At 68.1% G+C, this 13,511-nt stretch carries 7 protein-coding genes; 6 read left to right on the top strand and 1 reads right to left on the bottom strand.

The features are described 5' to 3' along the window. Positions 1-14: 14 nt before the first annotated feature. The gene (locus tag HUA74_RS20015; RefSeq protein ID WP_174455785.1) at positions 15-980 is read right to left on the bottom strand and encodes a hypothetical protein; all 966 of its coding nucleotides are present in this window, start codon (positions 978-980) and stop codon (positions 15-17) included. A gap of 470 nt (positions 981-1,450) precedes the next feature. Here HUA74_RS20015 and HUA74_RS20010 point away from each other — a divergent pair, with 470 nt between their 5' ends. The 6 genes from HUA74_RS20010 to HUA74_RS19985 all read left to right on the top strand — a co-directional run bounded on the left by HUA74_RS20010 (position 1,451) and on the right by HUA74_RS19985 (position 13,451). Continuing rightward, complete coding sequence (locus HUA74_RS20010; protein WP_174455784.1) at positions 1,451-4,459, top strand: hypothetical protein; 3,009 nt, start codon at positions 1,451-1,453, stop codon at positions 4,457-4,459. Between the two features lie 88 nt (positions 4,460-4,547). Then, the gene (locus HUA74_RS20005; protein ID WP_174455783.1) at positions 4,548-6,527 is read left to right on the top strand and encodes a hypothetical protein; all 1,980 of its coding nucleotides are present in this window, start codon (positions 4,548-4,550) and stop codon (positions 6,525-6,527) included. A gap of 143 nt (positions 6,528-6,670) precedes the next feature. Next, positions 6,671-7,285 carry a hypothetical protein gene (locus tag HUA74_RS20000; RefSeq protein ID WP_174455782.1) on the top strand — a complete coding sequence of 205 codons (615 nt, stop codon included), beginning with the start codon at positions 6,671-6,673 and terminating at the stop codon, positions 7,283-7,285. Between the two features lie 252 nt (positions 7,286-7,537). Next, positions 7,538-9,796: a hypothetical protein gene (locus HUA74_RS19995; RefSeq protein ID WP_174455781.1), complete on the top strand. Its 2,259-nt coding sequence runs from the start codon at positions 7,538-7,540 to the stop codon at positions 9,794-9,796. Positions 9,797-10,185: 389 nt separating this feature from the next. Further along, a complete protein-coding gene (locus tag HUA74_RS19990) occupies positions 10,186-11,076 on the top strand; it encodes an EamA family transporter (RefSeq protein ID WP_174455780.1) in 891 nt (296 codons plus the stop codon). 95 nt (positions 11,077-11,171) lie between these two features. Next, positions 11,172-13,451, top strand: a complete 2,280-nt coding sequence (locus tag HUA74_RS19985) for a carboxypeptidase-like regulatory domain-containing protein (protein WP_174455779.1) — start codon at positions 11,172-11,174, stop codon at positions 13,449-13,451. Positions 13,452-13,511 lie beyond the last annotated feature (60 nt).

Genomic DNA, 13,511 nt, shown 5'->3' with positions numbered 1-13,511 from the left:
GCTCAGCGCGCGGGTCAGGGGGCCTGGATGAAGCCGGCCGGTGGCCCCATGAACGCGTTGCCCACACGGATGTTGTCAATCAAGACGTAGCTGTTCGCGGTGATGGCATTGTTGGGGCGGTCACCGAAATAGGCCAGGATGCGGCTGTAGTCGAGTGGCTGCGCAACGACATTCAGGTTGCCGCAGTTCCAGCCCTCGGTGGTGACCCCACCATCGCAGAAGCCGATGCGGTGTTGGAGGCGCCCGTCTCGAGACCAGATGTAGAGCGTGTTGAGCCCTCCGATGACGACCTCGAACTCCACATAGAGCCATTGCTCCAGGAACTGCTCCATCTGGAAGGAGTGCCTGGTCGTCGGAGTGGAGGGGGCCCAATGTGAACTGAATTCGTCGGCGCAGATTCCGGCGGCGTTGTTGCACGCGCGAAAGCCGCGGTAGGCGTACTGGCCGGACGCCGTTTCGAGGGCCCCCTCGGTCACCATCGGGCGGATGTTCCTGCCGCCGTTGGAGACGTCGTCGTAGACCAGAACGTGCTTGTGGCCCGCGCCGCGCATCGTCGCCGGCCAATCGAGACCGTAATAAACCATGTAGCCGACGTTCGCGCGCAGGCCGTTCTGGTGGTTGAGCAGGATTCCGGTATCACCTTGGGCCACATAGCCTGGCCGCACGTCGAAGCGGGCACAGCCCCCGCTGTAACAGTTCACAGTCGCGTGGGTGCGCCTGAGAATCTGCGCGCGGGGATTGAGACTCTCCTCGAAGATGAGGTCCGTGTAGTTGTCGACGTCGAACTTCTCGACGAAGCCAAACGGCATCTCGGTGTTTGGTGTGCGCTGGGGCGCCGCGGCCAGGTCCCAGTTCGTCAGGGGAGGCACCACGCCTTGCCCGCCGGCCATGGCTGGTGTCAGCGAAGCCGCCATGACCACAGACAGGGCGGTCATCGCGAGAGCGGGCTTGATGACGAGTCGATGGAAAGGAGAGTCCATGGGTTGCTCCTGGTCCAACGGAGGTTCCCGGCCCTGTCTTAGGGTCGGGTTTAATCGTGTAACTCAAGATTAAACTGCGTGGCCATGAGGTGTCAAAGACGGGGCGCGGGCGTGGAAGGGGGACCTTGTGGGTCCATCGAACCGCTGTGTCAGGCCTGACGTCTGCCTGGACGCGCTCGTGGGGGACTGTAGGCGCCGGGTCGTGGATGACAGTGCGTCCCGGGTGCGGCCCCACCGAGGGTGGGAATTGACATCCATGTCTTGAGTCGAGAGCTTGTCTGGTTGAAAAATTGAAAGACTTTTATTGAGTGATAAGAGCATCGCCGCTGGAACTCGCGTCGCGAGCCTCCCGGTGAAGTGTCTGCCTGTCCGTCGCGGGCAGGGTCCCCTCTCTTCACATCTCCCTCTCTATGCACACTCAAGCATCCTTCCGGGTGCTGTCTCCACTCTGGAGACAGACCCTGGTCGTCGTGTCTGTCGTTCTCTCCCTGGTGGGCTGCCAGCGTGAAGACAGCCTTCCAACTCCCTCCGCCGAGGATGGCTCGGCGCGCTTCGCCATCTCAGTGCAACAAGCCGTGACAGCGGATGACGTCCAGCGTGTCGAGGTCATCCTGGATGCCGCCGACATCCCCGCGACGACTGTCCAGTTGGTGGAGGACACCACGGTGTGGATGGGGCTGATGAGCGTCATTCGCGCTGGCTCCGAGCGGCGCTTCCGGGCCTCCGCCTATGACGCCCAGGACAAGCTCATCTTCCGGGGCGAGGCCACGGGGGTCACCATCACCGCCAACCAGACGGTGCAGGTGAACATCCTGCTCCAGCAGGTGGACCCGTCGCCCGAGTTCTCCAATGCGGGCCCCATCATCACCTCACTCGTCGTGTCGCGCTCCTCGGTGGAGGTGGGCGGTTTCGTCGACCTCCTGGCGACGGCGCGGGATCCCAACCCTGGTGACGTCCTCTCGTACGCGTGGACCGCCACTGCGGGCACCTTCGACAACGCGGCCAGCCGGCGGGCCCGGTGGACGGCGCCCGCGACGGAAGGGATTGTCACGCTGACGCTCACCGTCTCCGACCAGTTGGGTGCATCCACCTCTGTCAGCTTCGTCATCCAGGTGGATGGGACGGGCGTGGGCACCGCGGAGGTCATCGTCCGATTCAACGCCTGGCCAGAGGTGGTCTCACTGACGGGCGCCCCCACGCAGGTCGTCCCCGGGCAGGCCATCGTCGTCAGCGCCCAGGGAACGGACAATGACGATTCCGCCACGTCGCTGGCGTATTCGTGGAGCGCGTCGTGCGAGGGCACCTGGACCGATGCCGGCTCACGCAATGCTCGCTTCACGCCCACGTCGGTGCCGGCGAATGCCACGTGCGACAACTGCCAGTTGACGGTGCGGGTGTCGGATGGCAGGGGCGGCGAGGGCTTCGGTCGGCTCGGAGTCTGCGTCGGCCCGCCGGTGGCCCCCAATGTCGCGCCCCGGATTACCAGCGCCTTCCAGACCTCGCGCAACGCGTCGGCCGGCAGCGTGCTTCGCTTCAGCGTTCGTGCCGTGGACCCCGAGGGCTCCGCGCTGACCTTCGCCTGGGAGACGAACACGGGCGCGCTCGGTGCTCCGACCAGCGGCGGTGACGCCAGTGAGGTCCTCTGGACGGCGCCCGCCTGCGTGGACGCGCAGGTGGCGCCGGTGGTGACGGTGCGCGTCGCCGACGCGGAGGGGTTGGAGACGCTCCAGTCCTTCCCGCTGACGTGGCGCGGGCTCTCGTGCCCCACGGCCATGGTGTTCCGCACCCAGCCCACCGACGTCCTGGCGACCGCGCCCATCTCCCCCGACATCCAGGTCGAGCTGCTCGACAGCCTGGGGCGCAACGTGCCGGTGTCGTCCGGTGTGGTGACGCTGTCCATCGGTGACAACCCGGGCGGAGGCGTCCTTTCGGGCACCGCGTCGGCCACGCTGGTGGCGGGCGTCGCGACCTTCACGGGGCTCTCCATCGACGCGTCGGACGTGGGCTACACGCTGGTGGCCTCCTCGGCGGGACTTCCGTCGGTGAGCAGCGCGGCCTTCACGGTGCATCCCCTCGTCATCCAGGGCAGCCGGCTGGATGACCACCTCACCACGGGCAATGTCCTGGTGCAGCGGAGCCTCGACCTGAGCGCGACGACCATCTCCGCCCTCGTGGAACGGCAGGATGGTGGCTTCGCCATGTACCCGGGGACGGGCACGGCGGCGGGGACGTTCTCCATCTCCGGCGTGCCGCGCGGCGCGTACTACCTCCGCATCGGCTCGGACTACATCGTGACGTCGTCGCGCTCACTGGACCTGGGCACGTCCGTCCAGGGGCGCCCGGACGCGGTGGTGCCAGCCAACACGACGTACCTCGCCGTCGACCTCCAGGGGCTCGCGACCTGGCAGGCCGAGGACTATCTGGAGGTCTTCTCCGCGAGCGTGGGCCTGTGGGGGCAGGGCGTGCAGTTGCTCCATCAGGCCGGCACCGCGCCCACCGCTGGCGCCGTCCGCTGGACGCAGACGCTGCGCTACCGAGGCATCCCGGGCTCGCGGCTGCTGGAGTCGGCGCGGGGTGACAGCCTGACGTTCCACCAGCTCTCCACCAAGACTCCGGGCGGCACCGAGGCGGGCGAGACGCTCACCTACAGCGCGGCCGCGCGGGCCTTCACCACCACGGCCACCGTCGCGAACGCCACCACCACCTCCGTGGCGGGGACGATGGCGGCGCTGCCCCAGGACCAGGGCCTCCTCGTCGACTGGCGTGCCACCACCTTCGAGGGCTTGCGGACGGCGGTCCATCCCGCGGCCCAGGTGGACTCGCACGCGCTCTACGTGTCCGCCTTCCCGGATGGGACGCGTGGCACCTACGCGGCCGCGCCGGACCTGATGACGTTCTACCCGCCGGTGGGGGGAGGGGACCGGGCGCTGTCCTTCTCCTACGGCAATCCCTTCCCGGGCTTCGCGCAGGCGGGGCAGGTGAGCACGGAGTTCACCGTGGCCTTCGCACTTCCGCTGCCGGGCGGAGGCACGGCGGAGCCGATGTACTTCCGTCCTTCCGTGACGTACGCGGACGCGCTGCCGGCCTTCGGCTCCGCGCCGCTGACTCCGCGCCTGAGTCCCGTGCGGACGCCGACCCTCAACGGGCAGGATGCGTTCGGCACCCTGTCCGGCGTGGGGCTCACGCCCCGGCTCGCGTGGAGCGCGCCCTCGGTGGGCGACGCCACGCACTACCGGGTCCGCATCTTCGAAATCTACGTGGACAGCGAGGGCAGCACCGTTCAGGGCCCCCAGGCAGGCCGGCTCTACACGAGCGCGACGCAGCTCACGGTGCCTCCGGGCGTCCTGGAGGCAGGGAAGCGGTACTTCGCCCTCGTCGAGGCGCGCTCGAGCGGCAACCTGGACTTCCAGAACCGTCCCTTCCGCTCCGCGTGGCCCGAGGCCAGCGCGATGCTCGTGACGGGTGTCTTCGCGCCCTGAGCCTGTCCCGCGTTCCCCCGCGAGGCCGGATGTCGGCGCCTCGCGGGTGGACCGCATCCTTTCTTCCTCCTTTCCCTTGCGAGCCCCCATGCGTCCTCAGTCCTCAGGCAGCGTGTTGCTCAGAACCGCCGTGGTGTGTGTGTTCTCCTTCTTCCTGGCGCGGTGCGCCTCCGACCCGCCGGACGAGGCCTGCGATGCGGGCTGTCAGGCGGGCGAGGTCTGCCAGGATGGCAGTTGCATCGACGAAGCCTGTCAGGGCGTCTCCTGTCCCGAGGGCCAGGCCTGCGCGGATGGCGCGTGTGTCGACGTCGTGCCGACCGGAACGGTGGAGGCCCTCGCGGGGCCGAAGCGTGACAACGGCGAGATGTGCATCTCCGGCATGGATTGCCTCAGTGGCCTGTGTGCCGACGGCGTCTGCTGCAACAAGGCCTGCGGTGGCGCGTGTGATGCCTGCGACCTGCCGGGGTTGGAGGGTGTGTGCACCGTGCGCTCCGCTGGTGCGGCGTGTGATGACGGCAATGCCTGCACCCTCGCGGAGACGTGCAACGGACAGAGCGCCAGTGGCTGCGTGGGAACCGCGCTGACCTGCAACACCCCGCCGAGCCCGTGCCATGTGTCCGCGGGCACCTGCTCGGGGGGAACGTGCTCCTACTCGCTCCGGCCGGTGGGCGCGGCGTGTCCGGAGGATGGCAACCCGTGTACGGCGGACGCGTGTGATGCCGTCGGCGCGTGTCTGCACCCTCCTGTGGCGGCGGGCACGTCCTGCGGCGCGGGGAGCGTGTGCGGCGGAGCGGCGCAGTGTGTGGCCGGCTGCTGGATTGATGGCGCGCTCCATGCGCCCGGTGCCACGAACCCCTCGGGAGCCTGCCAGGTGTGCGAGCCGGGCCTGTCCTCGACGGAGTGGAGCTTCAAGTCGGCGGGGACGCTGTGCCGGGGCGCGGCGGGCGTCTGCGACGCGGCGGAGACCTGCACGGGCAGCAGTGCGCAGTGCCCGGGCGACAACGCGGTGGCCAACGGCACCACCTGTGGCACCGCGCAGAGCGGTGGCTGGAGCACGTGCGGCGGCTTCTCCGGGGAGTGTGGCGAGTCCGGCTCGCGCTCGCGCGACGTGACGACCTACGCCTGCTCCAGCGGGCAGTGCCAGGCTTCGACGGCGACCCAGAGCGAGGGCTGTGCGCGGACCACGAGCGGGAACTCCTGTGGCCCTGGCAGCGGCACCGGGAACTGGGGCGCCTGTGGAGGCTTCTCCGGTACCTGCGGGGAGAGTGGGAGCCAGTCCCGGAGCGTGACGAACTACGCGTGCTCGAGCGGGAGCTGCCAGGGCTCCTCGTCCACCGAGTCCCGGGGCTGCTCCCGTGACACGGATGGCCTCTCGTGCGGTTCGGGAGGCGCGGGCGGCTGGAGCAGTTGCTCCTTCAGCAGCACCTGCGCCCAATCAGGGACACAGCAGCGCACCGTCTCCAGCCAGGTCTGCTCGGGCGGGGCATGCGGCAGTGACTCCTACGTGGAGTCGCGGTCCTGCGGCCGTGTCACCGAGGGGAGCTGGTGTGGCCCCGAGTACAGCAGCTACGTCTGGAGCGACTGCGCGGGCTTCAGCGACGTGTGTGACAGCGGAGGGACGCAGTCGATGCAGTTCATGCGTGAGAAGTGCCAGTCCGAGCAGTGCTCGCCCACGTACTACTCCAACAGCCGGACCTGCAGCCGGAGCACCAATGGCACGTCCTGCGGAGGCTCGAGTGTCGGCGGTTGGAGCGAGTGCGCGGGGTTCGACAACGACTGCGATCCGACTGGCACGCAGTCGCGCTCCGTCGCGAGCGCCGTCTGCTCCAATGACTCCTGCCAGTCGGCGAACACCACCGAGACGCAGTCCTGCTGGCGGAACACTCCGGCGTTCCATCACCTCTGCAATGGGGTGTGCATCAACATCTACAACGACAACATGAACTGCGGTGGTTGTGGCGTGCAGTGCGACGTGCCCACCTACCAGTGCGCGGGGCTCTCCTGCGAGCGGGTGTGCGGCGACGTGTGGTGCCTCAGCTCCCAGCCGCTCCCCCCGAAGCCGATGTGAACGATGTGTGTGGGCACCCTTCGCATGGAGGGAGGGGTGCCCCGTTCCAAGGGCAGGTGGGGTGCGTTCACCATTGCCCTCCGCGCCGCGCTCTACGACGCTGGCCACCGAGCGGCCCGAGCGGGGCCCGCACGGAGGCCTCGATGACACGCGGTGGTTGGGTGGCGCTGATGTTGTGCTGCGGTGCGGTCTCGGTGGAGGCCGCCGAGCCGGAGGTCGCCGACTGTGACTTCCGGTGGGAGTGCCAGGTCGGAGCGCACGTGTTCTCGGTGGCCTTCGACTCCGCCTCGGGCGAGTGCACCGAGGACGACATGACGGCCGTCGTGGAGACCTCGGGAGGGAAGACCGGGCTGCCGCTGGAGAAGGCCTGGTACGGCTCCATCGCGAACGTCGCGGATGGGAAGTCCGTCTGCCGGCTGGCTGGAGCGAAAGGGTCCGTCGGCGGTGGCGTCTCCGCCTTCGCGGTGGATGACCGCCGCGCGCTGGTGTTCTTCACCCGCGACGACCGCCCCGGGTACGAATGGGTGGGCGTGGCGCTCATCGACGCGGCGACGGGGAAGGTGCTCGACGTGAAGCAGCGACTCGGTCAGTCGAAGGAGCGCGTTGTCGCCATCCTGAAGACGCCGCGTGGCTTCAAGCTCCAGTTGATTCGAGAGCACCTGAAGGGCGTGCAGTGCGACTGCTCCGCCGCCTTCGCGGACGACTGGATGGCCGTCGACGTGGTCAACGGCCGGATCCACGCGCGCTGGAAGCGATGAGGCACGGGCCCGCGGCGGGGTGAGGGCGTCCTCGCGGCCAGGGGGCAGGTCGGTCGCAAGGGCTTCGGAGAACGAGCGCGGCGGACATGCGAGCCGGATGCAGGCCCGGCTCCCCGAGCCACCCAGGCTGCGCTCAAAGTGGTTCAGCCGGTTCGCAACGACCAGTCCTCGCGGCTTCCTCCGTAGTGAGAGTGGGTGACGCTCACTTGATTCGTCCGCCCTTGCTGCGTCCCTCCTGAGGAAGTGGTTCCCATGTCTCGAAACAGACGTCTCGGCGGCAGCGTGCTGCTGGCCGCCGCATTGTTCTCCACCCCGGGCCTCGCTGATGATGAGGTGACGAACGTGCTCGCCTTGGACCGGTATCCGGTCCCCGCGGTCCGGGAGAGCAAATACCGCAATCGCATCGCCACGGAGCTGGGAGGTGGCGGCTGGCAGACCTTCGTGGGGGACCTGCACAATCACCCCCGCGGCCATGACGCCATGGATGGCGGGTCGCTCAGCTTCACGCCCCAGATCATCCGAAGCGAGGTGCTGCTGTCCGCCTTCCGCCACGGCTATGACTTCTTCGGCACCAGCAACCACACCACGTCGTGGAAGTCCTACGACGACGATGACCCCATCTCCCAGCTGAGCCCCGTGCTGGATGCGAACGGGCAATCCGAGCTGCTCGTCCTCAGGGGCAGGGAGTCTCATGTGGGCCCGGATGATGGGACGGGCTCAAGCCATGACCACCACTTCAACAGCTTCAACCGCAATCTGCATGTCAACTCCTCCAACATCGGGAACATGCACGACGAGATCGTCGACAACTACTCGGCGGACCCGCTGTTGAGCACCCACATCCAGCTGAACCATCCGAACGACGACGTGTATTTCACGCTCCCCACGGCGCCGGACCGACGCCAGAAGGTGAGAGATGCCGTCGAACTCGCCGAGTACAACGGGCTCCCCAAGTATTTCGAGCTGCTGCGGCGCGGCTTCCGCGTCGCCCCCGTCTCCAATACCGACGCGCACTCCACCACCCGCGAGCAGTTGGGGGGCGCTTTCATGGAACAGCACCCGAACGGCACCTGGGTGCGCCGCTACATCGACGAGCCCGGCGTGCCCCGCGAGAAGACCCATGGCCACGACACGGCCCAGGGCCGCGCCGGTGTCGTCCTGCCTCCCGGCACGCCGTTCAACTACGACAACTTCCTCATCGCGCTGCGCAACCGCTCGGTGTTCCGCACGGCCCTGCCGCCTGCCTCCGGCTTCTTCATGGTCAACGGCCGTCCCATGGGCTCCGAGTTCGCGCTCAGCCCCACCGAGCGGCGGCTCGACTTCACCGTGTGGGGGACGACCAAGGATGGCACCGGTGGCGGCAATAACTGGACGACGCTCCAGGTCTGGAGCCCCTTCCAGCCCAACGCACCCATCAAGGAAATCCCGTACACCGACATAGGACTCATCGACCTGAAGGAGGTCTTCTCGCTGACGCCCTACGAGTCCATCTACGTCGTCACGCTCAGGCAGCAATGGGAGAACGCCGAAGTCGTGATGGCGCCCATCTGGGTCACCAACCCCGTCAGCAAGCCCGTCCTCTCCTTGCCGGATTCAGTGGTCACCCGGTCATCCCAGTACCCGTACTTCACCGTCAGCGGAGGCGGTGACACGCTGCTCCTCCAGCGCTCGACGCCCCAGGCTCCCCAGACCTGGCAGACGGTCGGGACCATCACCAGCAATCACATCTATTATCCCATTGACCACCACATCCAGCCGCGCGTCTCCCACTGGCGCGTGGTGGACGCCTACCAGCAGACCGTGGTCTCCAATACGACGACGCTGACCGTCACGGATTTGATTGATGTGACCGCCTCCTCGGGGACCTCCCCGACCCTGGATGGCGATGACATCCACGTCCACTGGTCCCACCCGGCGCCGCAGCTCGTCGACTACTACCTGTCGCAGGACAGCGGCCTGACGTGGACCAAGGTTGGAGAGGAGAGCGCTGCCTTCACGGATAGGCACTGGACCTTCGACACGGCGGGACTGGGCGGCTCGACGCTGATGCTGAAGGTCGTGAACCGGCTCGACGTGAGCTACCAGGGCTTCTCCGGCCCCGTCACCGTCTCCCATCAGATTCGAGTGGGCGCTGGCAACGCCACCGTCAATCCCATGGCGGCCTACACCGTCGCGGACAGGAACAAGAGTTCGTGCTGGTGGAGCAGCAATGGGAACTCGCAGTCGGTGTACGTCTACATGGAGCGCGAGTACCTCATCAAGCGGATGGAGATCGACTTCGGGCAGTGGAACCCCACGGGCTGGGCGATGGCTGTCGGCCTGAACGGGAGCACCTGGAGCACGAGTGACAGTGGGTCCATGTCCTATGGCCCCAACCAGACGGTCGTCGCGGACTACAGCCAGCGTCCCGGCGGAGGGCTGATTGCGAAACACGTGCGGCTCTACGTGTCCGGCACGTTCCCTGGAGTGAGCAGCTACTCCCAGGTGTGTGAGATCCGCCTCTACCACTAGCAGGCGGGCAGGGGAGGGCGCGCGACGGGAGCGCGCCCTCCTGTGCCGCCGAGGCTCGCGGGGCCGGGCAATTCCCACCCGCGACAGTCCGGGCGCGGTAGGATGGGGTTCGCCGTGGTCGGGCGTAAGGAGCGATACCGTGCCCAAGGGTCAAGAGAAGGCGAAGAAGGACAACAAGCCGAAGCTGTCGACGAAGGAGAAGCAGAAGAAGAAGAAGGAGAAGGCCGACAAGAAGAAGTAACCCGGACGGCTTTCCAGAATCGCGCGCGCGCCTGGCTGCACCCGCTGCAAGCGGACGGGTGGCGCGCGATTCTGGAGCACCGGCGGCTTTGACTCCGCCGGAGGTGAGCGATGACCTGCCCTGGTGCGCTTGTGCGACAGTGCGCGGCATGTCTCGACTCCGTGGGCTGACCAGCCCCCGCACCAGCGCCGTGCTCCTGTTGCTGGTCGCGATGAGCTGCATCCAGGTGGGGGCCTCGCTCGCCAAGCGGTTGATTCCCGTCGTCGGCGCACAAGGGACGACGGCGCTCCGGCTCGTGTTCGCCAGCCTGATTCTGCTGGCCATCTGGCGTCCCTGGCGCAAGCGCCTCACCCGCGCGGAGCTGCGCTCCGTCCTCGTGTATGGCGCCTCGCTGGGGGTGATGAACCTGACCTTCTACCTGGCGCTGGAGCGGATCCCCCTGGGCATCGCCGTCGCCATCGAGTTCACCGGGCCCCTCGCGGTGGCGCTCCTGTCGACTCGGAAGGCCGTCGATTTCATCTGGGCGTTGTTGGCCGTGGCGGGCGTCGTGATGATTCTGCCCCTGGCGGGGACCGGGAAGGCGCTCGACTGGGTGGGGGTCGGCTGGGCGTTGGTGGCGGGCACGTGCTGGGCGCTCTACATCGTGTTCGGCCAGAAGGCGGGCGCCTCCGTGCACGGCGGGACGGCCGCGTCACTGGGCATGCTCACCGCGGCCCTGCTCGTCGTTCCCTTTGGCGTGGCGCAGGCGGGCACCTCGTTGCTGGACGTGTCGCTGCTGCCCGCGGTTCTGGGCATCGCCGTGCTGTCGAGCGCGCTGCCCTATTCACTGGAGATGATGGCGCTCAAGGAGCTGCCCACGCGGACCTTCGGCATCCTGATGAGTCTGGAGCCCGCGCTCGGGGCGCTCGCGGGGCTGCTGTTCCTGGACGAGCGACTCTCGTGGGTGCAGGCCCTGGCCGTCGGCTTCATCGTCCTGGCGTCGGTGGGCAGTGCCCTCTCGTCGAAGCGGACCCCGTCGACGCCGGAAGCGGTGGCCTGAAGGTCAGTGCCAGGGGGCGGGGTGGATGGGCAGACACCGCGCCCGTGCACGAGAGGGCGTTGGATGCTGCTAGCGTGACGTCGACGGGAGGCCTCATGAAAAGCACGTCCGTGGTGGCAATCGCCCTGGGTGTCGTCGTGCTGGGATTCGCCGTGACGCGGTTCTCGCTCGGCCCCCCTGAGACCCCGATGGCCGCGCCCACGGTTCGCGAGGCTTCCACCCGGCAGTCGCTGGGTGGGGCGCCCGACGCCGGGCGGACCGAGGCCCAGGCGCGGGAGGTGCCTGCCGAGGGCACGACGCCGGACTCCCAGCGCGCGCCAGCCGTCCTCATGGAGGGACTGGTCACCGACGTGGACGGGCATCCCCTGGCGGAGGCCACCGTGGCGGCCATGACGCCGCCTCGGCTGAGCAAGGACAAGGCGCGTCCTTCCGGTGAGGTGCAAGCCAAGGGGGAGGTCCAAAGGTTCGGAGACTACGAGTCCACGAGGTTCGAAACGCGGACCGACGCGGCGGGGCGCTTCGTGCTCGAGCTGCCCGAAGCGGGCCCCTATATCCTCGTCGCCTACGGGGAGGACTTCGTCGTCACGCGCCTGGAGCGTGTGGAGGCTCCGGTCCAGGACCTTCGACTGGTGCTGCACGCCGGTGGGCACGTGGAGGGCACCGTGGTGAGCGCCCGGGGTGAGCCGCTCCCGGAGGTGGCGCTCACCCTGTTCGCCGAGGGAAAGAAGGACCGAACCACCGAGTGCATGAGCGACGAAGAAGGACGCTTCGTCATGCGCATCGTGGAGCCGGGTCGCTACACGCTCCGGGCGGTCTTCAACACGGGGGCGCCTCATCGCGCCTCGCGCTTCGTCGAGGTGCGCCCCAAGGAACAGTCGACGGTGGTCTTCCGGATGGACACCGGAAAGTCGGTATCCGGTGTCGTCGTGGACGAGGCGGGCATGCCCCTGGCTGGCGCTCAGGTGAAGGCCCACTCGCAGCGGGAGAACCATGCCCAGTTGAATGAGCAGGAGCACGGCATCCGACTGGAGGACGCATCCTCGCTCACGGACGAGGCGGGCCGGTTCACCGTCCATCACCTGCTGCGAGGCGACAGCAACCTGACCGTCGAGAAGCCGGGCTACGTGTTGCGCGTGGCGACGCGCGGGGAGGATGACGCCTTCGACCCGCTCCCCGAGCACCAGGTCGCCGCGGGCTCGACGAACGTGAGGCTGGTGCTGCGCTATCTGGGGAGCATCCGCGGAAAGCTCCGGCGCTCGGACGGCGCGCCCATTGACCGCTTCACCGTCAACGAAGAGTCCTTTCAGGGCGAGGACGGCGCCTTCCGGCTCCGCATCCAGCAACCCGGTGTGACGTGGCTGACGCTCGAGGCCCCGGGACACACGCGCATCATCCGCGAGGTCCGGGTGGAGCGCGGCCAGGACGTGGACCTGGGCACGCTGGTCGTCGAAGCGGGGCGGTGGGTGCGCGGGCGCGTCGTGGACGCGACGACCTCCGCCCCCGTCGAAAACGCCCAGGTGGTCGTCCGGCGCTCACCGTCCTCCCAGGTCGATGAGTCCTCGTCGGCGCAGGCTCCCGAGCTGGCGAGCGCGAAAACGGACCCCTCGGGCGCCTTCGAGTTCGGGCCGATGGAGGCAGGTCCCCTGGCCATGGAAGTCTCCCACTCCGGCTACCTGCCGCTTCAACAGTCGGTGGGTTCGGGCGAGGAGACGCTGGAGGTGGTGCTCTCGCAGGGCGCGCGGTTGGAGGGCACCGTGAAGGACCGCGAGGGACAGCCCGCGAAGGTGACACTGCGGCTGAGCGCCCTGGGGGGCCAGAAGCTCCATCGCTCCGGCATCGTGGACGTCAGCGAAGGGTCCTTCTCCATGGGAGGGCTGGAGCCCGGGGAGTACGTCATCTCCCTCAGTTCCAGGTACGACTTCATGGGGAACCCCTGGTCGGAGACCCAGTCGGGCCGGTACGTCCCGCGCCGGGTGACGCTGGCCCCCAACGAGCGGAGAGTGCTCCAACTTCAGGAGCGAGAAGGCCACTCCACGCTGCGGCTGCGTGTGCCCCGTGTCACGGGCACTCCCCCCGAGGATGTCGCCCTCCACCAGGCGGTGCTCGTCCCGGGGACGTTGTCGCCGATCCGCAGCTACGGTCGCGTGGAACGAATCAAGCTCGAGCTGGGTGTGCTCGGCCCGGCGGGAGTGACCTCCCCGGAGGTCGTGTACGACGCGCTCCCCTCGGGCCGCTACACGTTCCTGCTCGTGGGGCGCAACGTCAAGGGTGGCCCCTACCTGCTGCACGCCGAGGAGCTGGTGGTCCCCGAGGTGGGTGTCCTGACGAAGGACCTCCAGCCCGTCTGGAAGCCCATCGAACACATCATCCTGTGAGCACCGCGACCCGGCCATCGCCACGGGCAGGCCGGGTCGCGGACGCGTTGGACGTGCGAC

Source organism: Myxococcus sp. CA051A, assembly GCF_013336705.1.
GTDB lineage: Bacteria > Myxococcota > Myxococcia > Myxococcales > Myxococcaceae > Myxococcus > Myxococcus llanfairpwllgwyngyllgogerychwyrndrobwllllantysiliogogogochensis.
This window is presented reverse-complemented; position numbering and strand designations above follow the sequence as displayed.

Bases quoted from the DNA above. Each gene is read 5' to 3' on its own strand.
- HUA74_RS20005 (WP_174455783.1), top strand. From the start codon at position 4,548: ATGCGTCCTCAGTCCTCAGGCAGCGTGTTGCTCAGAACCGCCGTGGTG.
- HUA74_RS19995 (WP_174455781.1), top strand. From the start codon at position 7,538: ATGTCTCGAAACAGACGTCTCGGCGGCAGCGTGCTGCTGGCCGCCGCA.
- HUA74_RS20015 (WP_174455785.1), bottom strand. From the start codon at position 980: ATGGACTCTCCTTTCCATCGACTCGTCATCAAGCCCGCTCTCGCGATG.
- HUA74_RS19985 (WP_174455779.1), top strand. From the start codon at position 11,172: ATGAAAAGCACGTCCGTGGTGGCAATCGCCCTGGGTGTCGTCGTGCTG.
- HUA74_RS19990 (WP_174455780.1), top strand. From the start codon at position 10,186: ATGTCTCGACTCCGTGGGCTGACCAGCCCCCGCACCAGCGCCGTGCTC.
- HUA74_RS20000 (WP_174455782.1), top strand. From the start codon at position 6,671: ATGACACGCGGTGGTTGGGTGGCGCTGATGTTGTGCTGCGGTGCGGTC.